Raw genomic sequence first — 23,953 nt, forward strand, 5'->3', positions numbered from 1 at the left:
TCATCCATGTCTGACCACCCCCGTTCTTCATTTAGCCGCGCGGCCGTGCTGCTTCAGCGAGCCTGCGCCGCGGCCGGCAGCCGCCGCGTGCTGTCGCCTGCGTTGTCGCTCGGCGTCTGCGTGCTGCTTCTGATCGTGTTCCAGCATCTGTCGCAAGCAGTCGATTACCGCTCGGTGATCCGTCATCTGCGGCACTTGACGGCGGGCGAATGGTCGGCTGCGCTCGGTGCGACGATCCTCAGCTATATCGCCCTCGTGGGGCGCGATGCCGTCGGGCTGCGCTACATCGGCAAGGCGGTGCCGCGCGCGGCGCTGTGGATCGGCGCGACGGCGGGCTCGGCGCTCGGCAACGCGACCGGCTTCGGGGCGCTGACGGGCGGCGCGGTGCGCGCGCGCGTCTACGCCGTCGCCGACGTGACGCCGGCGCAAATCGGCCGCATGACGGTGTTCACGAGCGTGTCGCTCGCACTGGCGCTCGTTCTGATGACCGCGCTGGGCATGCTGTGCGATGCGTCGACGCTCGCGCCGATGCTGCACAGCCCGACAGGCGCGCTCGCATGGGGCGGCACGGCGTTGCTGACCATGCTCGGTCTGATGACGCTCGCGTGCGGCAAGACCTCGCGCCAAATCCGTACACGCTGGAGCTGGCTCTCATTCGATATCCCCGCCCGCCGCGATTTCATCGCGCAGGTTCTGCTGGCCGTGCTCGACGTCGTCGCAGCCGGTCTCGCGCTGTGGGCGCTGCTGCCGCATGCGCATGTCGGTTTCGTGTCGTTCATCACGATCTACGCGGCCGCGATGCTGCTCGGCCTGATCGGCCATACGCCGGGCGGCGTTGGCGTGTTCGAGGCGGCGATGGTGTTCGCGCTCGGCGGCAGCGTGCAGACGCATTCGATGGTCGCCGCGCTCCTCGCGTATCGCGCGATCTATTTCGGCTTGCCGCTCATCGTATCGGCGGGCCTGCTGGCCGGCTTCGAAGGACGCGCGCTGAAGAAGCACCTGCCGCTGCATCACGCAGCCACGGTTTCGCAACTCGCGCCGCTGTTTCTTAGCCTGTTGACCTTCGTGGTCGGCGGCATGCTGGTGATTTCGAGCGCGACGCCTGCCTTCTTGCAACGCATCGCAATCCTGCGCGACCTGGTGCCGCTGTGGGTGCTCGAAAGCTCGCAGATGCTGTGCAGTGTGGTCGGCGTCGCGCTGCTGTTCGTCGCGCGCGGCCTGTCGAGGCGTCTCGATGCGGCCTGGTGGCTGACGCTGGGTCTCGCTGTCGTGAGTCTCGCGCTGTCGCTGACGAAGGGTCTTGCATTCGTCGAAGCGGGCGTCCTGACGACGCTCATCGCGCTGCTGATCGCGACGCGTTCGCGCTTCAACCGCCGCTCGTCGCTGTTCGCCGAGCCCTTCACGGCGGGCTGGCTGGTTTCCGTGGCGATGGTGCTGATGCTCGCGGTGTGGGTGATGCTGTTCGCGTTCCGCGACGTGCCCTATACGCGTGATCTGTGGTGGCAGTTCGCCTTCGACGAGCGCGCACCGCGTGCGCTGCGCGCGACGCTTGCCGCGAGCCTGTTCGCCGCGACCTTCTGCTTCTGGCAGTTGCTGCGTCCTGCTGCGGGCCGCTTCGTGAAGCCCGCGCAACAGGATCTCGCGGACGCCGCGCGTATCTTCCGCGCGCAGGAGCGCAGCGACGCGGGCCTCGCGTTGATGGGCGACAAGAGCTTCCTGTTCTCCGAGTCGCGCCAGGCATTCCTGATGTACGCGAAGTACGGCCGCACGTGGGCGGCACTGCACGACCCGGTCGGACCGCGCGCGGAGTGGGCGGATCTGATCAGCAAGTTCGTGGCGCTCGCGCATGCGCACGGCGGCCGCGCAGCGTTCTATCAGGTGCGCGCGAATGCATTGCCGCTGTATCTCGACGCCGGCCTCACGCTGATGAAGCTCGGCGAGGAAGCGCACGTCGTGCTCGATGAATTCGATCTGAAGGGCTCGCATCGCGCGCATCTGCGCTATGCGCTCAAGCGCTGCGAGCGCGACGGCTTCTCGGTCGAAGTGATCGAGCCGGCGCGCGTGCCCGAATCGATCGCGACGCTGCGCACGATTTCCGATGGCTGGCTCGACAGCCGCGATGCGCGCGAAAAGAGCTTCTCCGTTGCTGCATTCACGGAAGACTATCTGGCCGCGCAATCGGTGATGTTGGTGCGTCAGAACGGCGAGCCCGTTGCGTTCGTCACTTTCATGACGACCGATCTCAACACCGAGGCGACCGTCGGCGTGATGCGCCACGTGCCGCAGGCATCGCCGTATGCGATGGAATATCTGTTCACGCAGCTCGCGCTGCATCTGAAGCAGGCGGGTTTCCGTTCGCTGAGCCTCGGCATCGCGCCGTTCTCCGGCATGTCGCCGACGCCGCTCGCGTCGCGCTGGCATCGGCTTGCGAACATCGTGTGGCGCTTCGGCGGCCGCTTCTACAACTTCCGCGGACTGCGCGCTTTCAAGAGCAAATTCCAGCCTCATTGGGAGCCGCGCTATCTCGCTGCATCTGGTTCAGTCGGCGTGTTCTTCACGCTTGCCGACCTTTCGCTGCTGGCAGGGGGCCGGCGTTCATGATCATGCAAAAGTTTTACCGGCTCGCCGCACTGGCGGGCGTTTCGTTGTGCTCGTTCGCCGGCGTCGTGCCGGCGGCGCATGCGTATGAGACGGTATCGGGCGGCCGCTATGGCGACGTCACGGTGACGAAGCCCGTGGGCGACGTGCGCGGCTTCGTCGTGCTGTTCTCGCGTGAAAGCGGCTGGAAACCCGCCGACCAGCAGGCGGCCGACGCGCTCGCGAAGAACGGCGCGATGGTGGTCGGCGTCGATACCGCGAAGTACGTGGCGAATCTCGCTGCAAAGAAGGAAGCGTGTCATCAGCTGGTGGGCGATGCCGAAGCCGTGAGCCATCAGCTCGAACGGCAGGTGCAGTCGAACCGCTATTTCATGCCGATCGTCGCCGGCACGGGCCAGGGCGCGACGCTCGCAATGCAGGTGCTCAAGCAGGCGCCTGAAAATACCGTGGCGGGCGCAGTGTCCGTCGCGGCGCAGGGCAATCTCGACAAGCGCTTCAATCCGTGTGCGCCGGACCCGACCGTGACGCACGGTCCTGGTCTGCCCGGTTTCGCCGAAACGGATGCGAATACGTCGGCGGGCACGCAGCGCATCGTCGAACTGACGACGCCGCATCTGCGCGTCGCGGTGATGAAGGAAGAAGACGTCTCCGATCTGCCGCTGATCGAACTGCCTGCCGCGCATCCGACGGGCTTGATGGCAATCGTGATTTCCGGCGACGGCGGCTGGCGCGACCTCGACAAGACGATCGCCGAAGAATTGCAGAAGGACGGCGTGTCCGTGATCGGCTGGGACAGCCTGCGTTACTTCTGGTCCGAGCACTCGCCGCAGCAGACGAGCCATGATCTCGCGCGTGTGCTGCAAACCTACACGACCCGCTGGCATGCTGATCACGTCGCGCTGATCGGCTATTCGTTCGGCGCCGACGTGATGCCCTTCGCGTACAACCGTCTGCCCGATGCCGTGCGCGCGAAGGTCTCGCTGATCTCGCTGCTGGGCTTCGCACCCTCGGCGGACTTCCAGATTCGCGTGACCGGCTGGCTGGGCATGCCCGCCAGCGACAAGGCTCTGTCGGTGAAGCCGGAATTCGCGCGCCTGCCGCCGAAGATCGTGCAGTGCTTCTACGGCGAGCACGAGGACGACACGCTTTGCCCGACGCTCACGAAAACGGGCGTCGAAGTGATCCGTACCACGGGCGATCATCACTTCGGACACGACTATGCCGCGCTTGAAAAACGCATTCTCAATGCATTGAAAAAGCAGGCCAACGGAGCCTGATGAGAAGCGGAAGCGGAGTCTGTTAGAAAAGAAGGCAATGAAACGCGGGTGTACCCCATATGGGCGTACCCCGCGTTTGTACTTCTGGGAAGCGATCGCAATGATCGCGCTGGCTGTGCGTCCTCAGTGGAAAATCAGATACAGAATCACAAGGACGATAAGCGGCACACCTAGCAACCAACCAATCAGATAAGGCATCTCTCCTCTCCCTGTGCGACTGCCGAGACCAGGCGGTCGTCGTGACACAGCGCTTGCCGATCAATAATGCAAGCGATATGCCACTGCGTTTCAACCGCAGTGCAGCATGCAGGGAGACATACGCCAAAGCCTTGTCGCAGCGCGCTTTAAACGCCTTTGCCCGACATCGAAGCGAATGCGCTTATTGCACTTCGCACGCGCATTGCGCCAAAAGACGATGCGGGAATTGCCGCATCGTCGCAATCTTTTCAGCCTTTATTTTCCGTTCATTGAATGCGGCGAAATTCGCAACGCGCACTAATATGAACGTTGACGGAAATGAGTGGCGCTTGTCGAACCGGACAGATTGCAGATGTGGCGGACGCGCGCAGCGGCGCAGTGGCAGTGCTTGAATTCGCAGGGTTTTCAGTTGAGCCGCGGCTGGTGCGTTTTACTGGTGTCCATGCTGGATTCCTCTGAGAGATGCCATGCTGAAGCGTCGAACCTTCCTGCTGGGCGGCGTGGGCGTAGCCGGTGCGCTGGTTATCGGATGGTCGGCGCTGCCGCCGCGTCAGCGGCTGGTCGCGTCGGAGCCGATGCCCGTGCGTCCCGGCGAAGCGGCACTCAACGGCTATGTGAAGATCGCCGCCGACGACACCGTCACCGTGATGATGTGCAGGACGGAGATGGGGCAGGGCGTGCACACGGGGCTTGCGATGCTCGTCGCGGAAGAACTCGACGCGAATTGGGCCGACATCCGCGTGGCCAATGCGCCGCTTGATGAGATCTACAACAACATCGAAAGCGTGGCGGGCGATCTGCCGTTTCGCCCCGACGATGACGGTGTCGTCAAGGAAGCCGTCGTGTGGTTCACGCGTAAGCTTGCGCGTGATTTCGGCACGGTGATGACGGGCGGCTCGTCGACGATCAACGATCTCTGGCAGCCGATGCGCGAAGCAGGCGCATGCGCGCGCGCGATGCTGATCGCGGCGGCTGCCGAACGCTGGGCCGTCAGGGCTGCCGATTGCCGCATCGAAAAGGGCATGGTGGTGCACGACGCGGGGCACAAGGCCGCGTTCGGGCAACTCGCGATGGAGGCGGCGCGTCAGCCGTTGCCGCGCAAACCCGTGCTGAAGGATCCCGAGAAATTTCAACTGATCGGCAAGCCGCTCACGCGCATCGAAGCCGCATCGAAGCTGGACGGCAGCGCGGTCTTCGGTATCGATGTCGTCCCTGAGGGGCTGCTCTACGCGAGCATCGCGATGTGTCCGACGCACGGCGGCACCGTTGCGCACTTCGACGCTTCGGCGGCAGGGGCGCTGCACGGCGTGCACAAGATCTTCGCCGTCGATGCGTACAACGGTGGCACAGGCGGCGTCGCGGTGATCGCGGAGAACATGTTCATCGCGATGAAAGCGCTCGACATGTTGAAGATCGGCTGGAACGAGGGTCCCATGAAAGGGCTGACCGTTCCGGAGATCGAGAAGCGCCTCACGAAGGCGCTCGACGAAAGCGAAGGGCACGCGTGGTATAGCCACGGCGATGTCGACGGCGCACTGGGCCGCGCTGCGCACACGCTGAAGGCGGAGTATCGCGCGCCTTATCTCGCGCATGCTCCGCTGGAGCCCGTGAATTGCACGGCGCAAGTGAAGGACGGCAAGGCGACGGTGTGGGCGGCGACTCAGGTGCCTGCCGTCGCGCGCATGCATGTCGCGCGAGTGCTCGGCATCGGCACGGATCAGGTCGATCTGCAACAGCAGATGCCGGGCGGCGCGTTCGGGCGCAGGCTGGAAGTCGACTTCATCGCGCAGGCGGTCGCTATCGCACGCGAAGCAGAGGGACGCCCGGTGCAAACGCTCTGGACGCGTCAGCAGGACATGCGTCACGACTTCTATCGGCCCGCATGCGTATCGCGCTTCAGGGCGGGACTCGATGAGCAGGGGCAGTTGATAGCGTGGCACAACGCGTCGGTGAGCCAGTCGGTGGTGGCCAGTTGGCTCGCGCGCAACTATCGCATTCCCGATCTCGGCCTCAACATCGACAAGACCGTTTCCGAAGGCTCGTTCGATCAGCCGTATGAAATGCCGAACGTGTGGATCGGGCAACGCACGATAGAACTGCCGATGCCCGTCGGATTCTGGCGTTCCGTCGGCCATTCGCATCAGGCGTTCTTTATCGAAAGTTTTATCGACGAACTGGCTGCGTTGGCGGGCAAGGATCCCGTCGCGTTTCGCGCGAGCCTGCTGACGAAGCATCCGAGGCATCTCGCCGTACTGCGGAAAGTGGCGAGCATGTCCGGCTGGCGCATGCCTGCAGTGTGGACGGAGAAGGGCGTCAAGCATGCTCGCGGTGTCGCGCTGCACGAAGCTTTCGGCAGCGTGGTCGGGCAGGTGGTGGATGTATCCCTGCAGAAGGACGGCACGGTGAAGGTCGAGCATGTGTATTGCGCGATCGATTGCGGCTTGCCCGTCAATCCGAATCTCATCCGTCAGCAGGTAGAAGGTGCGGTCGTCTTCGGCCTTTCCGCCGCGTTCAAGGAAGAGATCACGCTCGATGACGGCGCGGTCGTTCAGGGCCTGTATAGCGAATTCGATGTCGTGCGGATGGACGAGTGCCCGGATATCTCCGTCGAGATCATGCCGTCGAAAAGCCATCCGCAAGGCGTCGGGGAGTCTGCGGTGCCGCCTGTTGCACCCGCCGTCGCGAACGCGCTGTACGCGCTCACGGGCACGCGCGATTACGCGTTGCCGCTCAAAACGAAGCTGTATGCCGGGGGTGCAACATGCTCAAGCTGAATCTCAACGGCAAGACAGTCGAGGTGCAATCCGAGCCCGACACGCCGCTGCTTTGGGTCTTGCGCTGCGAACTGAAAATGACGGGGACGAAATTCGGCTGCGGCGTCGGCGTGTGCGGCGCGTGCACGGTGCACGTCGGCAAGGACGCGAAGACGTCGTGTCAGGAAAAGCTCTCTGACATCGGCGCGAATCAGGTCACGACGATAGAAGGTTTGCACGGACCGCAAGCACGCGCATTGAAAGACGCATGGATGCGCGTCGACGTCGTGCAATGCGGCTATTGCCAGAGCGCTCAATTAATGGCGGCAAGTGCGCTGATACAGCGCAATCCGACACCGAGCGTAAAGGAAATAGACTGCGCGATGCACGGCATCATCTGTCGCTGCGGCACTTATCCGCGCATCAGGCAGGCCATTCTCGAAGCGACGGGGCAGGGCAAGCGAACATGACACAAGCCTGTCCGCCCTCCCGGCAAACGATCAATTATTCCCGTGCGAATACAGCGTCAGCTTGTTGGTGACGGACGTCACGCCCTCCACGCCTTTCGCTATTTGCGCCGCCTCCTCGATCTGCGATCCCTCAGGGACACTGCCCGATAACGTCACGGCGCCGCCGCGCGCTTTCACGAAAACGTTCGACACGTTGAAGCCCGGTGCTTTCGACAAAGCCTTGCGTACGTCGCGGGCGAGCTTCTTGTCCGCAGATGTCGCCTTCTTTGAATGGGTAGCGGGAGCGGACGCCATCGACGTATCGCTCGCTTGCGCATACACGTTTGACGTCAGCGTCACACAACCGACGACGGCAAGCCATTGCAGAGCCCTGCGGATCTTCATGATTGCTTCTCCTTGTTTGCGTTCGGGACCGCTTAGCGGGACCGCTCAGTAAAGATAGGCAAACAATCCGCTTCCGCCAACGCTGCGTTTGTTTGCCTAGGGAAAACCCGCACTCATCTACTATCGCGATTGGAGATAACGCTTATTCACGCTATTGCGTTGCTCGATAGAGGCGCCGACGGCACACTTTGACCCACATCAAAGCAACGCACCACGCATTCAGGAGACACACTCATGCGTACCCAAGTCGGCATCATTGGCGCTGGTCCTGCTGGACTGCTTCTCTCCCATCTTCTTCATCTGCAGGGTATCGATTCAGTCGTGCTCGAATCGCGCAGCCGCGAGCAGATCGAATCGACGATCCGCGCTGGCGTGCTCGAGCAGGGCACCATGGATCTGCTCACGGAAACCGGTGTAGGCGAGCGGATGAGAGCGGAAGGTGCGCTGCATCACGGGTTCGAACTCGCATTCGAAGGCAAGCGCCGCCGCATCGATCTCACCGACCTCACGGGCAAATCGATCACGGTCTACGCGCAGCACGAAGTCATCAAGGATCTGGTCGCCGCGCGCGTGGCGGCGCAAGGCGCATTGTATTTCGGCGTGTCGGATGTCTCGCTGCACGATATCGACGGCACGACGCCGACTATCCGCTATCGCCATCAAGGCGAAGCGCATGAGTTGCAATGCGATTTCATCATCGGCTGCGACGGCTCGCAGGGCATTTCACGCAACGCGATTCCCGAAGCACTGCGCCGCGATTATCAGCGTGTTTATCCGTTCGGCTGGTTCGGCATTCTGGCCGAAGCGCCGCCGAGTTCCGACGAATTGATCTATGCGCGTCACGAGCGCGGCTTTGCGCTGGTCAGCACGCGCTCGCCTAACGTGCAGCGCATGTACTTCCAATGCGATCCGAAGGACAACGTCGACAACTGGTCCGACGATCGCATCTGGGCGGAAATGCACGCACGCGTCGATTCGGATGAAGGTCACAAGGTGGTAGAAGGCAAGATCTTCCAGAAGAACATCGTCGGCATGCGCAGTTTCGTATCGACGACGATGCAACACGGCCGTCTGTTCCTCGCCGGTGATGCAGCGCATATCGTGCCGCCCACGGGCGCCAAGGGTTTGAATCTCGCCGTTTCCGACGTGCGCATTTTGTCCGATGCATTGCGCGCGTTCTACAAGGAAGATCGCAGCGATCAGCTGGAACGCTATAGCGAAACGGCGCTCAAGCGCATCTGGCGTGCAGAGCATTTCTCGTACTGGATGACCCGCATGATGCACCGACTCGACGATGCATCGCCATTCGAGCAGCAATTGCAGGTTGCGGAACTCGAGCACGTGACAACATCGCGCAGCGCGGCGATTTCGATGGCCGAGAACTATGTGGGTGCGGTCGCGGTTTAAGGCTTAAGCTTTAAGACGCTTCAGTTCAAAGACAGATCGGTGTGCGCGGCGGCCTGAAATTCTTTGGGCGTCGCGCCCGTCTGCTTGCGGAAATAGCGGCTGAAATAAGCCGCATCCTCGAAGCCCAGCGCATGCGCGATCTGCTTGATCGTCAGGCCTGAATAGACGAGATCGCGCTGTGCTTCGCGTATCAGATGTTCATTCACTAGCGACATCGGCGAATGGCCGAGTTCGTCGCGGCAAATGCGGCTCAATTGAGCCGTCGTGATGCCCAGTTTCTCCGCATAGAACTCAACGGGACGATGCTCGCGAAAGTGTGCGGCGACCAGTTCACGAAAGCGCTTGATCTGCCCGCTGCGGCGGTCGGCGACGGCGCTCGTCGCGGACATTGCCGCCGCGTCGCTCAATCGCGACACTTGCACGAAAAGTGCAATCATCAATGACATCCCCGCTGCGATATGACCGCGTGCATTGCCGCGGTATTCCTGTTCGAGCAGCGTGAAGAGCGGCATCAATGTGTCGTCACCCGCCGACGCTCTCACGGGAATTACGCCTGCACGCTGAATCACAGGCAGCAGACCGGGCGACACTGCCTTCGAAATCGATTCAAGCGCGCGCTGCGCAGCCGTGATGACAAGCCCGTCGATGTCGGGCGAAAACACGAACCCATGCACGGTTTGCGCGGGCAAAACGACGACGCAGGGCGGCGAGAGCGCGTGTTTCTCGCTCTCGATCACGACATGCCCGCTGCCGCTGCGTATGTACAGAATCTGCAAGAGCGCGTCGTGCCGATGCGCGGCGATATGCCAGTCATTCGGCCGGCTGCGTTCGGCAATCCACTCGAAATTGAACGCGTCGAACCAGGGCGGGCGCGCGGATTCGCCGTACAGATCGTAGTTAGGGATTTTCCTCATGCCGTTTCGTCTCCTGTGTACGGATTGTCCTGCGATGCGTGCTCTTTGTCCAATCCAGGCACACCGTGCGTCCCTATACTTTTCTCCATGAATCGCGCGATCGTACCGATGAATCGCCGATCGGAATGAAGACATGGAGATTGGGATGACTAAACAAATAAACGCGGAATGGCTGGCGCTCCAAGGAAAGGTTTGCGTCGTGACGGGCGCGGCGGGCGGTATAGGCAGTGCGATTGCGCGCGTGCTCGGCGAAAGCGGTGCACGCATCGCATTGCTGGACCGCGAAGCGGGAAAGTGCGAAGACCTTGCGCAGACGCTGGTCGCGAACGGCATCGAAGCATACGCATTCGAATGCGATATCGGTGACGCGAAGAGCGTCGAGTCGACTGCGGAACGCGTCGAAGCAAAACTGGGTGCAGCCGATGTGCTTGTGAACAACGCGGGCTTGCTGCGTCCGGGCGGCATCGAAGACATTGCGCTCGACGCATGGAACGCGATGCTTCAGGTCAATCTCACCGGCTACATGCTATGCGCGCAGGCATTCGGCCGCGCGATGCTGCGCAAGGGCGCAGGCAGCATCGTGCATGTGGCGTCGGTGGCTGCGCATCATCCGCAGACATGGAGCGGCGCGTATAGCCCCGGCAAGGCAGCCGTCACGATGCTGTCGAAGCAGATCGCGGCCGAGTGGGGCGCGCGCGGCGTGCGCAGCAACGCCGTATGTCCAGGCATGATCCGCACGCCGCTGTCGGCGTCGTTCTATGCGCAAGGCGACGTCGAACAGCGCCGCAGCGCGATGACGGCGAGCCGCCGCATCGGCGAACCGGTCGATATCGCGGACGCGGTCGCGTTTCTCGCGAGTCCGCGCGCGAGCTACGTGAATGGCACGGAACTGACCGTCGACGGGGGACTGGAATGCATGCTGATGGACCTGGTGCCGCGCCCCGGTTACGAAGCAAAGGCAGGCGCGACACGCTAAAGCAAAAGGACATGAGCAGGAGACACAGCATGGCTACTCAAACTGATTCAGGCTCACCATTGACGTGCGATGTACTCGTCATCGGCTCGGGCGCAGGCGGACTCTCGACGGCGATCACCGCGCGCAAGCATGGCCTCGATGTCGTGGTGATCGAAAAGGAAGCGTATTTCGGCGGCACGACGGCGTTTTCGGGCGGCGTGCTGTGGATCCCGGGCAACCGGCATGCGCGCGCGAACGGCGTGAACGATACGCGTGAAGCAGCGAAGACGTATATGCGCAATGAAACAGGCGCGTTCTTCGACGAAGCGGCCGTTGATGCGTTCCTCGACGTCGGTCCGCAGATGCTCGATTTCTTCGAGCGCGAGACGGAAGTGAAATTCGTCCCCACGCTTTATCCCGACTATCACCCGACTGTGCAAGGCGGCGTGAACATCGGACGCTCGGTCGTCGCGGCGCCCTACGATGCGCGCAATCTCGGCGACGACATCGCGCGTCTGCGTCCGCCGCTCAAGACGATCACATTCATCGGCATGATGTTCAATTCGTCGAACGCCGACCTCAAGCACTTCTTCAACGCGACGCGCTCGCTCAAGTCCGCTTTATATGTGGCGAAGCGCCTTGGAAGTCACCTGAAGGATCTCGCGCTCTACCGGCGCGGTGTGCAGATCACGAGCGGCAATGCGCTGGCGGCGCGGCTCGCGAAAACAGCGCTTGCGATGGGCATTCCGATTCACACGGATACTGCTGCGCAGGAACTCATCGTGTCGAACGGGCGCGTAACGGGCGCAATCGTCAAAGGTCCGAACGGCGAGCGTCGCATCGCTGCCCGACGCGGTGTGGTGCTCGCATGCGGTGGTTTCTCGCATGATGTAGCGCGCATCGCCAAAGCGTATCCGCATGTGATGCGTGGCGGCGAGCATTGTTCGCCCGTACCGAAGGGCAACACAGGCGATGGTGCGCGCATGGCCGAACGCGTCGGCGCGCAAGTGCCGATCCGTTATCCGCAGCCGGCCGCGTGGATGCCCGTGTCGCGTGTGCCGATGCGCGACGGCACGTTCGGCGTGTTTCCGCATCTCGTCGACCGCTACAAGCCGGGCATCATCGGCGTGACGCGCAAAGGCATGCGCTTCACGAACGAAGCGAACTCGTATCACGATGTCGGCGCTGCGATGATCGAAGCATGCCGACACGAAAAAGAAACGGCGATGTGGCTGATCTGCAATCACGCGACGATCCGCAAGTACGGGTTGGGTTTTGCAAAGCCCGCGCCCGTTCCGTTGAGGCCGCTGCTGCGCAATGGCTACCTCGTCAAAGGGCGCACGCTCGCCGAGCTTGCGCGCCATGCGGGTATCGATGCCGCTGCGCTCGAAGCGACGGTGCGCACCTACGACGAAAGCGCGAAACACGGCGAAGACCGCGAGTTCGGACGCGGCTCGACTTCCTTCAATCGATACCTCGCCGATCCCGAACACAAGCCGAATCCATGCGTCGCGCCCATCGGCGACGGGCCTTACTACGCGCTCAAGGTCGTAATGGGCGACCTGGGCACGTTCGACGGCATCACGACAGCTGTCACGGGAGAAGTGCTGGATGCACGCGGCGGCGCCATCGAAGGACTGTACGCAGTCGGCAACGATCGCGCGAGCGTGATGGGCGGCAACTATCCGGGCGCGGGCATCACGCTGGGTCCGATCATGACGTTCGGCTACATCACGGGCCGCCGCCTCGCGGGCGTGGCCGACGTGCCTGCCGGCACGCACGCGCAAAACGCGCGGCAATCCGCAACCGTATAGAGGACCGCATCATGAGCAGCACCCAACCCTTTGTCGATCACCGCATTTATACGATCCGGCCGCGTGGCATGAACGAGTTCATCGAGGTATTCGATCGTCTCGCGATGCCGATTCAGTTGAAGTATCTCGGTGCACCCGTCGGTTTCTATATGAGCGATATCGGCGCATTGAATCAGGTCGTGCATCTGTGGGGCTACGAAAGCATTGCCGATTACGACCATCGCCGCACCGCGCGCGATGCAGACCCGGAATGGCCTGCGTATTTGCAGGCGTCCGCGCATCTGATCGTCGCGCAGGAAAGCCGGATTATCCGGCGCGTCGAATTCAGAAGCCTCACTGCGCTGCGCTAGAAAAATAGAAACAGCCAGCGCTATCACAAACATATGGAGACGTAGCACCCGCGTATCAAGGAGACACGCAATGAGCCAGCACAAACGTACAGTCGATGTGCAGAGTTTCATCGACGGCGAACGCTTTTCGCCTTTTCAATGGACGATTCTTGTCCTCTGTTTTCTGGTTGTCGCTGCCGATGGCTTCGACACGGCTGCGGTCGGTTTCATCGCGCCTTCGCTGGTGCAGGACTGGGGCGTTGCGCGTTCGGCACTCGGGCCTGTGATGAGCGCCGCTCTCGTCGGCCTCGGGATCGGCGCATTGGCCGCCGGGCCGTTTGCCGATCGCATCGGGCGCAAAACGGTGCTGGTTTTGTCGGTGTTTTTCTTCGGCGTATGGAGTCTCGCTGCCGCGCATGCGACCTCGATCGAATCGCTTACGGTGCTTCGCTTCATGACAGGCCTCGGACTCGGCGCCGCGATGCCCAATGCGGTGACGTTGATGTCCGAATACTCACCGTCGCGCATTCGTGCCGTGGCCGTGAATGCGATGTTCTGCGGCTTCTCATGCGGACTCGCGATCGGCGGTGTGGCGTCGGCGTGGCTCATTCCGCACTTCGGCTGGCAGAGCGTGCTCGTCGCGGGCGGTATCGGACCGATCGCGCTGACGTTCGTGCTCATCGTTCTGCTGCCTGAATCCGCGCAATTCATGGTGACGCGACAACGTGGCGACGCGCGGATCGCTCGCGTTCTTTCGCGCATCGCCAGGCACACACATCTCGAAGCATGCCGGTTCGTCACCGCGGAGGCCGTCGCCGGGCATCGCGGCTCTGCATTGCGCGTGGTGTTGTCGACGCGCTTTCGCTTCGGCACGCTGATGCTGTGGCTCGCGTACTTCATGGGCCTGCTGATCTACTATCTGCTGACCAACTGGCTGCCCACGCTCTTCAAGGACACCGGCTTTTCCGGGCAGAACGCTGCGCTGATGACATCGCTGTTTCCACTCGGCGGCATACTCGGCAATCTGAGCGTCGGCTGGTTGATGGACCGCTTCAAGGCGAATCGCGTGATCGCGTGCACGTATGTCGTCGCGGCCTTGCTGGTGATGCTGGTCGGGCGCGGGATCGGGCATCAGGTCTGGCTCGGCACGTTGATCTTCCTGACGGGCACGGTCATCACCTCCGCCGTGACGTCGATGTCCGCGCTGGCGGCGAGTTTCTATCCGACGCAAGGGCGCGCGACGGGTGTCGCATGGATGCTCGGCGTGGGGCGCATCGGCGGCGTGGCGGGTGCGCTGGTCGGCGCAGCATTGATGGGGTTGGGCTGGCAGTTCGGCTCGGTGTTCAGCCTGCTTGCCGTACCCGCGATGATCGCCGCATTCGGCGTGTTCGCCATGGCGCGGGGTCCGGGCGCGTCGCACCGCGAAGAAGGAAAACTGACGCCGGCCGTGGAATGAAAAAACGCGGCCCTAAACGGGCCGCGTTTTCTTCTCAAAGCGACGTGTCGACGCCCATCGCCTCGACGGCTTTTCGTTGATAACCACCCGTCGCAAGCAGCAGGCTGCGCGAATAATCATTGTCGACCTGTTGCGCACGAATCCGCTCGATATCGAGTTCTTCGACAATCTCGCCATTGCGCATGATCGCAACGCGTGAACACAGGAAGCCGACCACGGCCAGATTGTGGCTGACGAGAATCATCGTCAGATTGCGCTCGTGATGCAGGCGCTTGAGCAGGTTCAGTATCTCGGCCTGTACGGAGACGTCGAGCGCCGACGTGGGTTCGTCGAGCAGCAGCACACGCGGCTCGACGATCAGCGCGCGTGCGATGGCGACGCGCTGCCGCTGTCCGCCCGATAGCTGATGCGGATAGCGAAAGCGAAACGACGGGTTGAGTCCCACTTCACGCAGCGCATTGACGATACGCTCTTCATGCTGCGCGATGCCGTTGATGCGCAAAGGCTCGCGCAAGGTTTGATCGACGGTGAAGCGTGGATGCAGCGAGCCGTATGGATCCTGAAACACCATTTGCACGCCGCGCTTTTGCGCCTGTCCATCTGGCAGCGCAATGCGCATGGTGCCTTGCGCAATGGGTGTGAGTCCGCTTAATGCGCGCAAGATGGTTGACTTGCCCGAGCCCGATTCGCCGACCAGTCCGAACACCTCGCCTTGCGCGACATGAAAGCTTGCGTTGCGCACGGCGTCGACGACGCCGGCCGCCGTCTTGAAGCGCACCGTCAATGCATCGACGTCGATCATGCGGATGCTCCTTGCACGTCGTTGAGCCACGCGGGATCGCGCGAAAGCACGGGCAGTTCGGCGGGCGGATTGGCAAGCGGCGGATTCGCGGCGAGCAGGCCGCGTGTGTACGGATGTTGCGCGTGCACGAGGTCTCGCGCCGCACAGGTTTCCACGACACGCCCCGCATACATCACCACGACGCGATCGCAGAACGACATCACGAGCGGCAGATCGTGGCTGATGAAGATGAGGCCAGTGTCATGTTTTGCGATCATCTCGTCGAGTACGGCGAGCACCTGCATCGACACCAGCACGTCGAGCGCACTGGTCGGTTCGTCGGCGATCAACAGGCGCGGTCCCGTCGATACCATCATCGCGATCATCACGCGCTGTCCCATGCCGCCCGAGAGTTCATGCGGATACGAATCGGCGACGCGTTCGAGGTTGCGGATATGCACGGCTTCGAGCGCGGCGACGATCTTCTCGCGCATCGCGCGGCGGCCCAGTTTCGGGTCATGCAGCGCGAACGCTTCGCGCATCTGTTGCGCAACGGTCATCACCGGGTTCAGCGAGTATTTCGGATCCTGCAGGATCATGCCCATCTGCTGGCCGCACAAACGGCGGCGTTTGTCGGCGCGCATCGACAGCAAGTCCTGTCCGTCGAAGCGCAGCGCTTGCGCGGTGCAATGCGCGGCGGGTGGCAGCAGCCCGAGCAGCGCGCGTCCTGTCAACGATTTGCCCGAACCCGATTCGCCGACGATGCCGAGCCGTTCGCCCTTGTTCAATGTCAGCGAAAGGCCGCGCACCGCTTCGTTCATCGAGCCATCGTGAGCGCGAAACGCGATGCGCAGATCGTCGATTTCGCACAGCGGGATCTGTGCTTCGTTCATGCTCATGTCAGTCTCCGTGGCGCGGATCGAACACGTCGCGCAAGCCGTCGCCGAGCAGATTGAAAGCAAGGCTCACGAGCAGAATGGCAAAGCCGGGTATCGTCGCGACCCACCAGGAATCGAGCAGCACGTTGCGGCCCGACGCGACCATGAAGCCCCATTCGGGGCTCGGCGGCTGCGCGCCGAGCCCGAGAAAGCCGAGGCCCGCGACGGTCAGGATGATGCCGGCCATGTCGAGCGTCGCGCGCACGATCACCGACGACGAACACAGCGGCACGATATAGCGCAACAGAATGCGCGTGTTCGACGCCCCTTGCAGCCGTGCCACGTGGATGAAGTCGGCCTGCACCAGCCGCAGCGTCTCGGCGCGCGCGAGTCGCGCATATGCAGGCCACGCAGTGATCGAAATCGCGATCACCGCATTGATCACGCCCGGACCGAGCGCGGCGGCGAACGCGAGCGCGAGCACGATCTTCGGGAACGCCAGCGCAATGTCCGTCACGCGCATCAGCACGTTGTCGACCCAGCCGCCGAAGAAGCCCGCCGTCGTGCCGATCAACAGGCCAATGGGCACGACCACGACGACGACGAGTATCGCGATCGACAGCGTGAGCCGCGAACCGTAGATGATGCGCGAGAGAATGTCGCGGCCAAGCTGATCGGTGCCGAGCCAATGCGATGCGGAACCGGGCGGCAACAAACGGTCGGAGAGAACTTGCTGCAACGGATCGTGCGGTGCGATCCACGGCCCGATGATCGCGACGATCACGAGCAGCACGAGAATCGACAGTCCGAATACCGAAAGCGGATTGCCCGCGAAGCGCCGCCAGCGCCGGTACGCAAGGCCAAGCGCCGCTTGTCTGCGCGACGCGGGCGTGTCCGTGAGCAGCCATTCTTTCCATGTGGGACGCGGCGCGTTCATCGGCCAGTCCCGAGCCGAACGGTCAACAGGGGGTCGCACGTCGAAGGTCTCCGTTGCATCAGCGGGCGCGCGGATCGAACACGCGATAAAGCGCGTCGGTCAGCAGATTCAACGCGATGAAGGTCACGCCGATCACGAGCGTGCTGCCGAGCACGGCATTCATGTCGGCATTGAGCAGCGCGCCCGTCAGATATGAGCCGATGCCGGGCCACGCGAACACGATCTCCGTCAGCACCGAGCCTTCGAGCAGGAAGCTGTACGAGAGCGCGATCACCGTGAGCAGCGGCACGGCGATGTTGCCGAACGCATGGACCCACACCACCCGCCGCTCGGACAGGCCTTTGGCGCGTGCCGTGGTGATGTATTCCTGACTCAGCTGGTCGAGCATGAACGAGCGCGTCATCCGGCTCAGATACGCGACCGAGTAGTAGCCGAGGATCGCGGCAGGCAACGCGATGTGTGACAGCGCATTGAAGAGCACATCCCATTCGCCGGCTATCAGCGCATCGATCAGCAGACTGCCCGTGTGCGTATCGACCATGCCGTCGAACACGGGGTCGAGCCTGCCCGGTCCCGACACCCAATGCAGCTTCGCGTAGAACAGCAGCAGGCCCATGAGGCCCAACCAGAACACGGGAACGGAGCTGCCGATCAACCCGATGAAACGCGCGACGTGATCGATCCAGCGGTTATGCCGGGTCGCCGCGATCACGCCGAGCGGCACGCCGATCAGCACGCCGATGATGGTCGCCAGCGTGGCGAGTTCGAGCGTTGCTGGAAACACGCGTTTGATGTCGTCGATAACGGGGTTGGCGGTCAGCAGCGACACGCCGAGATCGCCGTGCAGCACCGCGTTCACATAGATGAAGAACTGTTCGGCGAGCGGCTTGTCGAGGCCGAGCTGGATGCGCGCGGCCGCGTATGCGCTTGCCGATGCGCGGTCGCCGAGTATCGCGAGCACCGGGTCGATCGGCACCTTGCGGCCGATCACGAACGTCACGGCCAGCAGCCCCGTGAACGTGATCGCGAGCGTGAGCGCCCAGCGCAGCATGCGCAAGGTCCAGCGCACGCCCGCGCTGCGCGTGGACGCAGCGCGGATCCGGTCGATGGGAGTGAGCGTCGTCGACATGTCGCTATGCGCTTACTGCTTCTTCACGTGCAGATACGACACGAGGTCGTTGATCGGACCGACTTCGAGGCCCGACACGCCCGGACGCATCGCCACTTGCGACACCTGCTGGAACATGATGACGAACGGCGACTTCGCGAGCATTTCCTTCTGCATCGTCTGATAGAGCTGGGCGCGTTTTGTCGTCGACGATTCGGCGAGTGCCGCGTTGGTCTCTTTCGTCAGATCGGGAATGTCCCATGAATTGCGCCACGCCAGCATTTTGTACGAAGACTTGTCCGAGTTGTCGGGATTCCACGCGTAGCCTTGTGCATTGCTGTGCGGATCGATGTAGTCGGCCGACCACTCGCCGATATAGATATCGTGCTGCCGCGCACGATACTTCGCGAGCGTCTGCTTGTTGTCGCCGGGAATGATCTCGACCTTGATGCCGCCCTGCGCGAGGTTGGCTTGCACGGCTTGCGCGATTTCGTTGTACGGGTAGGCGCTGCGCACGTCCATCGTCACGTTGAAGCCGTTCGGCAAACCGGCCTTGGCGAGCAGGGCTTTCGCTTTCGCGATATCCTGGTGATACGGATTGCTGTTGAGCGCGCCGAGAAAGCCTTCAGGCAGGAAGGTCTGATGAACCTTGAAGGTGCTCTTCGTCACGTTCTTCTGGATGCCGTCGTAGTCGATCAGCCACTTCATTGCTTCCTGCACTTCCGGCTTCGCGAGATTCGGGTTCTTCACGTTGAGGCCGAGGTAGAGCAGCGTGGCCTGCGGCACCGAATTCACAGTGACCTTGTTGCCCTTCGTGAGTGCGGCGAGATCGTCGGGGCTCAGGTTGCGCGCGACATCCGCGTCGCCGTTTTCGAGCAGCAGACGCTGGCTTGCCGCCTCGGGCACATGGCGCATCACGATGCGCTTCATCGCGAGCGGCATCCGGTAGCCGTCGAACTTCTGCAGGATGATGCTTTCGTTCGCGCTCCATTTGACGAGCTTGTAGGCACCCGAACCCGCCTCGTTCGTGCGCAGCCATTCGTTGCCGAAGTCGTTGCCCTTCTGATGCGACATCAGCAGCGTCTTGTCGACGACCGACGCGGGCCATGCGCCCAGCACGTTCAGCACGAACGTGGGCGCGTATTTCTGGTCGGTCGTGATGCTGACGGTCGAGTCGTCGACCTTCTTCACGTTTTGCAGCGCGTTGTCCTTCGTCAGGCCGATGCCTTGCAGCACGGCCGCAGCGCCCTTGTCGAGCAGCACGCAGCGCTGGATCGACCATGTGACGTCGTCGGCCGTGAGCGGGTTGCCCGAATGGAACTTGAGGCCGGAGCGGATCTTGAACGTGAACGTGAGTCCGTCGGGGCTGACCGTCCACGATTGCGCAACATCGCCGTTGAACTTCGACGGGTCTTTGAGATCGACGCGCACGAGACGGTCATAGGTGTTCGCGACATACTCTTCGGGCACCAACTCGTACACTTCGCCCGGATCGAGCGTCGAGAATTCGTCGAGTGTGGTGGCGATCACCAGCATGTCTTTCGGCGTGGCGGCCAATGCAGTGCTTGTTGTCGTCATCGTAAGCGTCAGTGCCGAAACGACGGCGACTGCCGCTAGCGCATTGCGCAGAACCAGATTCATACTCGCTCCGTATCGAGAGGGAACATGCGGACAATGAACAGCAAAGAAATCAACGTGATTACATCAGTTTCAACGGGCCGCTTTCGCTGTTGTCGATGATGGGCAGCGCGCGCGAGCCGGGTATTTCGTAGTGCCACCACTCGCTTGCAATATGCGTGAAGCCGGCCGCATGCATGATGCCGAGCAGCAGCAGCCGGTTGCGCTGCACATGCTGCGGCAGCCCTTTGTGAAAGTGCTCGGACTCCTTGACCATCGCATCGAAGCCGGTGCCCATATCGAGCGCCTCGCCGTTGCCGTCGATCAAGGTCAGATCGAGTGCGGTGCCGCGGCTATGATTCGAGCCGCGCCCCAGCTCCGCGATGAAAGTCGGATCGGGCAGAAAGTCCCACAGCACCTGTTGCGCTTGCGGCGGACGGTACGCATCGAAAATGCGCAGCGTCATGCCGACGCTGTCCGCGAGTTCGACGGCTTTGCGCAAGCCCGCTTCGGCGGGCGCGAGCAACAGGCAGTGCGCTTCCTTGTAGATCGGTTTGCCGGTGAAATTGTCGGCGGTCGCGTACGCGAGGTCGAGTTCGACGCGATGCGTTTCCGGCGTGATATGGATCAGTTGCGGTTTGTCGGTCATGAGGTTCAAAGGTCGAATTGATCGAGTTCGCGCTGCAACTCGCGGTTGCGCGCGACGCGTTCGTCGATGACGGGGCCGAGCCTTTCGACAATCGCTGTCAGCAGCAGATTGAACAGACAGGTGAGCGGTGCAAGCGAGTCCCAGAACTGGCCGACATCCGTCTTCACCTGAATCAGATCGCAACAGAACTCGCGCGCCCACGGGCAATAGAGATCGGTGACAAGCGCAAACGGCAACTCGCGCCGCGCAGCGGCTTCGCAATAGCGGCGCGCGATGCGCGAGTAGGCGCGCGTGTCGGTGACGATCAGATACGGCGACGCGAACTCCGAATTGAGCGAGTCCACATACGAGCCGGACATGCCGTCGGAATAGAACACGCGGGGGCGCAGGTATTCGAGGTAGCTATAGAACGCGTTGGAAATGCCGCGCGTCGATTGAATGCCGAGAATGAAAACGGCATCGGCTTCGGCAATGCGCTGGGCGATGCGCGCGAACGCTTCGCTTTGCGCCAGCTGGTACACATAGCGGATCGCGTCGACTTCGAGATCGAGCGAACTGGCCGGCGCGGCGTCGATGGCGTCGAGGTTGTTCGCGTCGCCGCTATCGCGCTCGCTGCGATAAGCATCGAGCCGGTCCGTGATGAACCACGGGCGCGACTGCGCGCCGCGAAGCTCGCGCTTCAGGTCGTCCAGATTGCGATAGCCGACGCTGCGCAGAAACCGTCCCACCGAAATGCCGCTCGTGCCCGTCTGCTGCGCGATCTGATCCGCCGTCTCCAGACCGAGGCGCTCCAGATTCGCCAGCATATAGCTGGCGATGCGCTTCGCCGTTGGCGTGAGCGTCGCAAAGCTTGCTTCGACTGTGTGGGCGAACGCGGTGGACATCGAGTGTCGTTCCGATTTCTCGTTAGTTATCTGTCATTGGCCGGCAATCTGGTATGTATATGACAAGGACAATAAAGCGAGCGCTAACTTAAAATTTTTATCGGATTGCGCAAGTTCATAGTGACGAGATGCGCCGCGCATTGACTGTCATTCATGACTCTTCCACTTTTAGCCGTGCATCGCGCACCGGTTGCATCCTCCGGTTAAACGCTTACCCCTTGTCTGCTTGTTCATTCGAATGGCGATAAGATCGCTCCCGCAGTAACGGTTGGCGCGTGTGGAGCACCGCGCGGCCTTCATTTCGACGGCGTTTGCCGTCCCGATTCCGCCTCCGGAGACAGCGGTTGCCGTTCGGCCGTCGTCGCTGGAAAACCCACAGTACGATCCGGTGGCGCGTCCCCGGAGCTTCCTATCAGTGTTGGAGGGCTAGACGTGAACAAGTTGACGACCGCTTTTGGCGCACCCGTTGTAGACAACCAGAACATTCAGACGGCCGGGCCGCGCGGTCCTGCATTGCTGCAGGACGTGTGGTTCCTGGAGAAACTGGCGCACTTCGACCGCGAGGTGATCCCTGAGCGCCGCATGCACGCGAAAGGCTCGGGCGCCTTCGGCACGTTCACGGTCACGCATGACATCACGAAGTACACGCGCGCCAAGATTTTTTCGCAGATCGGCAAGAAGACGGAGCTGTTCACGCGCTTCTCGACGGTCGCTGGCGAACGCGGCGCCGCCGATGCCGAACGCGACATCCGCGGCTTCGCGGTGAAGTTCTATACGGACGAAGGCAACTGGGATCTCGTCGGCAACAACACGCCGGTCTTTTTTCTGCGCGATCCGCTGAAGTTTCCCGACCTGAACCACGCGATCAAGCGCGATCCGCGTTCGGGCCTGCGCAGCGCAGAAAGCAACTGGGACTTCTGGACGCAACTGCCCGAAGCGCTGCATCAGGTGACGATCGTCATGAGCGATCGCGGCATTCCGAAGTCGTTCCGTCATATGCATGGCTTCGGCAGCCACACCTTCAGCTTCATCAACGAGGACAAGGAACGCTTCTGGGTGAAGTTCCACCTGCACACGCAGCAGGGCATCCAGAATCTGTCGGACGCGGATGCGACGGCGCTGATCGGCGCGGATCGCGAAAGCTCTCATCGCGACCTGTACGAAGCGATCGAACGTACCGAGTTCCCGAAGTGGACGATGTACGTGCAGGTGATGCCGGAGAAGGATGCGTCAAAGACGCCGTATAACCCGTTCGATCTGACCAAGGTCTGGCCGAAGAAGGACTATCCGCTGATCGAAGTGGGCGTGATGGAATTGAACCGCAACGCTGACAACCATTTCGCCGATGTCGAGCAGGCTGCGTTCAATCCCGCGAATGTGGTGCCGGGCATCAGCTTCTCGCCGGACAAGATGCTGCAAGGGCGTCTGTTCTCATATGGCGACGCGCAGCGCTACCGGCTGGGCGTCAATCACAGCCTGATCCCTGTGAACGCGGCGAAGTGCCCCGTGCACAGCTATCACCGCGACGGCTTCATGCGGGTCGACGGCAACATGGGCGGCGCGACGCCGTACAACCCGAATACGCGCGGCGAATGGCTCGATCAGCCTGATTTCAGCGAGCCGCCGCTGTCGATCGAAGGCGCCGCCGACCACTGGAATCACCGTGTCGATGACGACTACTTCTCGCAGCCCGGCAATCTGTTCCGCCTGATGTCGGCCGAACAGAAGCAGACGCTGTTCGACAACACGGCGCGCGCACTGGCGGGCGTGTCGGAGCCGATCCGGAAGCTGCATATCGAGCACTGCACGAAGGCCGATCCCGCATACGGGCAAGGCGTGGCGGCTGCGCTGGAGTCGGCGAAGTAAGTTGGCGCGATGTCGGATCTGCCCCGAAGATCGAACGGTCTTCGGGGTTTTTTCGTTTCGACGATACGAAAAGGTCGCTTAGCCCAGCGAAGCGACGAAGATCTTCGCGACTTCTTCGAGTCCGCGCCGGTCCTCGTCGTCGAAACGTTCCAGCACGGGACTGTCGATATCGAGCACGCCGACCAGTTCGCCATTCGCCTTTTGCAGCGGAATCACGATCTCCGAGCGCGACGCCGAATCGCACGCGATATGTCCGGGGAACGCATCGACGTCGGGCACCACCTGCGTTTCGAGCGTTTGCGCGGCGTGACCGCATACGCCACGGCCCATCGGAATGCGCACGCAGGCCGGCTTGCCCTGAAACGGGCCGACGACCAGTTCGCCGTCGAGCGCGAAATAGAAACCCGCCCAGTTCAGTTGCGGCAGGCTGTGAAAGATCAGCGCCGACAGATTCGCCGCATTGGCAGTCTGATTCGATTCGCCTTCGAGCAGCGAGCGCGCCTGCGACGCCAGTTCACGATAGAACTCGGCCTTGGGCAGCGCGGTATTGATGGTAGCTTCGAACATCGGATGCACTCGGTTTGGTTGCAATGTGCCATTGATTTTCTCACCAACGCGCGGAACGTGACGGCAGGCTGCTCACAGGCATGCACGTTCGCGCATCACGGTACAGAATAC

Annotated in this window: 20 protein-coding genes; 10 read left to right on the forward strand and 10 right to left on the reverse strand. The window is 62.2% G+C overall.

Annotated elements, in window-relative coordinates; translation table 11 throughout:
- Positions 1-6 precede the first annotated feature (6 nt).
- From mprF to G3N95_RS18490, 4 genes are all read left to right on the forward strand, one after another.
- Positions 7-2,601, forward strand: coding sequence for a bifunctional lysylphosphatidylglycerol flippase/synthetase MprF (mprF, locus tag G3N95_RS18475; RefSeq protein ID WP_205971538.1), 2,595 nt, complete (start codon positions 7-9; stop codon positions 2,599-2,601).
- Entirely contained in the window at positions 2,598-3,875 is a 1,278-nt protein-coding gene (locus tag G3N95_RS18480; protein ID WP_205971539.1) for a virulence factor family protein, read from the forward strand. Before mprF ends, G3N95_RS18480 begins: the two co-directional genes overlap by 4 nt.
- 665 nt (positions 3,876-4,540) lie before the next feature.
- On the forward strand, positions 4,541-6,847 hold the full coding sequence (locus G3N95_RS18485; protein ID WP_205971540.1) for a molybdopterin cofactor-binding domain-containing protein: 2,307 nt from the start codon (positions 4,541-4,543) through the stop codon (positions 6,845-6,847).
- Entirely contained in the window at positions 6,835-7,296 is a 462-nt protein-coding gene (locus tag G3N95_RS18490) for a (2Fe-2S)-binding protein (RefSeq protein ID WP_205971541.1), read from the forward strand. Before G3N95_RS18485 ends, G3N95_RS18490 begins: the two co-directional genes overlap by 13 nt.
- A 30-nt stretch (positions 7,297-7,326) precedes the next feature.
- Here G3N95_RS18490 and G3N95_RS18495 read toward each other — a convergent pair whose 3' ends face one another.
- Complete coding sequence (locus G3N95_RS18495; protein ID WP_205971542.1) at positions 7,327-7,680, reverse strand: BON domain-containing protein; 354 nt, start codon at positions 7,678-7,680, stop codon at positions 7,327-7,329.
- 234 nt (positions 7,681-7,914) lie between these two features.
- Between G3N95_RS18495 and pobA the strand changes: the two genes are divergently transcribed.
- On the forward strand, positions 7,915-9,087 hold the full coding sequence (gene pobA, locus G3N95_RS18500; protein WP_205971543.1) for a 4-hydroxybenzoate 3-monooxygenase: 1,173 nt from the start codon (positions 7,915-7,917) through the stop codon (positions 9,085-9,087).
- 20 nt (positions 9,088-9,107) lie between these two features.
- On the opposite strand, the gene G3N95_RS18505 is transcribed toward pobA, so the two are convergent.
- Positions 9,108-10,001 (reverse strand): helix-turn-helix domain-containing protein, encoded by an 894-nt coding sequence (locus tag G3N95_RS18505; protein ID WP_205971544.1) that lies wholly within the window; start codon positions 9,999-10,001, stop codon positions 9,108-9,110.
- A 145-nt stretch (positions 10,002-10,146) separates the two neighbouring features.
- Here G3N95_RS18505 and G3N95_RS18510 point away from each other — a divergent pair, with 145 nt between their 5' ends.
- The 4 genes from G3N95_RS18510 to G3N95_RS18525 all read left to right on the forward strand — a co-directional run bounded on the left by G3N95_RS18510 (position 10,147) and on the right by G3N95_RS18525 (position 14,555).
- Entirely contained in the window at positions 10,147-10,977 is an 831-nt protein-coding gene (locus G3N95_RS18510) for an SDR family oxidoreductase (protein WP_205971545.1), read from the forward strand.
- A 29-nt stretch (positions 10,978-11,006) separates the two neighbouring features.
- The gene (locus G3N95_RS18515; RefSeq protein WP_205971546.1) at positions 11,007-12,770 is read left to right on the forward strand and encodes an FAD-dependent oxidoreductase; all 1,764 of its coding nucleotides are present in this window, start codon (positions 11,007-11,009) and stop codon (positions 12,768-12,770) included.
- A gap of 11 nt (positions 12,771-12,781) precedes the next feature.
- Positions 12,782-13,120, forward strand: a complete 339-nt coding sequence (locus G3N95_RS18520) for an NIPSNAP family protein (protein WP_205971547.1) — start codon at positions 12,782-12,784, stop codon at positions 13,118-13,120.
- Positions 13,121-13,190: 70 nt separating this feature from the next.
- Entirely contained in the window at positions 13,191-14,555 is a 1,365-nt protein-coding gene (locus G3N95_RS18525) for an aromatic acid/H+ symport family MFS transporter (protein WP_205971548.1), read from the forward strand.
- Positions 14,556-14,589: 34 nt separating this feature from the next.
- Here the strand turns inward: G3N95_RS18525 and G3N95_RS18530 are convergent, their stop codons facing one another.
- The 7 genes from G3N95_RS18530 to G3N95_RS18560 are packed head-to-tail and all read right to left on the reverse strand — an operon-like array spanning position 14,590 to position 21,409.
- A complete protein-coding gene (locus tag G3N95_RS18530) occupies positions 14,590-15,357 on the reverse strand; it encodes an ABC transporter ATP-binding protein (RefSeq protein ID WP_205971549.1) in 768 nt (255 codons plus the stop codon).
- Complete coding sequence (locus G3N95_RS18535; RefSeq protein ID WP_205971550.1) at positions 15,354-16,235, reverse strand: ABC transporter ATP-binding protein; 882 nt, start codon at positions 16,233-16,235, stop codon at positions 15,354-15,356. The genes G3N95_RS18530 and G3N95_RS18535 overlap by 4 nt, the downstream gene beginning before the upstream one ends.
- A gap of 1 nt (position 16,236) precedes the next feature.
- A complete protein-coding gene (nikC, locus tag G3N95_RS18540; RefSeq protein WP_205971551.1) occupies positions 16,237-17,151 on the reverse strand; it encodes a nickel transporter permease in 915 nt (304 codons plus the stop codon).
- Positions 17,152-17,209: 58 nt separating this feature from the next.
- The gene (locus tag G3N95_RS18545; protein ID WP_205971552.1) at positions 17,210-18,280 is read right to left on the reverse strand and encodes an ABC transporter permease; all 1,071 of its coding nucleotides are present in this window, start codon (positions 18,278-18,280) and stop codon (positions 17,210-17,212) included.
- Positions 18,281-18,292: 12 nt separating this feature from the next.
- Entirely contained in the window at positions 18,293-19,900 is a 1,608-nt protein-coding gene (locus tag G3N95_RS18550; RefSeq protein WP_205971553.1) for an ABC transporter substrate-binding protein, read from the reverse strand.
- A gap of 58 nt (positions 19,901-19,958) precedes the next feature.
- On the reverse strand, positions 19,959-20,525 hold the full coding sequence (gene ddpX, locus G3N95_RS18555; RefSeq protein ID WP_205971554.1) for a D-alanyl-D-alanine dipeptidase: 567 nt from the start codon (positions 20,523-20,525) through the stop codon (positions 19,959-19,961).
- A 5-nt stretch (positions 20,526-20,530) separates the two neighbouring features.
- On the reverse strand, positions 20,531-21,409 hold the full coding sequence (locus G3N95_RS18560) for a MurR/RpiR family transcriptional regulator (RefSeq protein WP_205971555.1): 879 nt from the start codon (positions 21,407-21,409) through the stop codon (positions 20,531-20,533).
- A gap of 432 nt (positions 21,410-21,841) precedes the next feature.
- On the opposite strand from G3N95_RS18560, the gene G3N95_RS18565 reads away from it, so the two are divergent.
- Entirely contained in the window at positions 21,842-23,275 is a 1,434-nt protein-coding gene (locus tag G3N95_RS18565) for a catalase (protein WP_205971556.1), read from the forward strand.
- Positions 23,276-23,353: 78 nt separating this feature from the next.
- Here G3N95_RS18565 and G3N95_RS18570 read toward each other — a convergent pair whose 3' ends face one another.
- Positions 23,354-23,842, reverse strand: coding sequence for a GAF domain-containing protein (locus G3N95_RS18570; protein WP_205971557.1), 489 nt, complete (start codon positions 23,840-23,842; stop codon positions 23,354-23,356).
- Between the last annotated feature and the right edge of the window lie 111 nt (positions 23,843-23,953).

Origin of the sequence: Paraburkholderia sp. Tr-20389 (genome assembly GCF_017104565.1) — a bacterium.
In the GTDB taxonomy this organism is placed as follows: Bacteria; Pseudomonadota; Gammaproteobacteria; order Burkholderiales; family Burkholderiaceae; genus Paraburkholderia.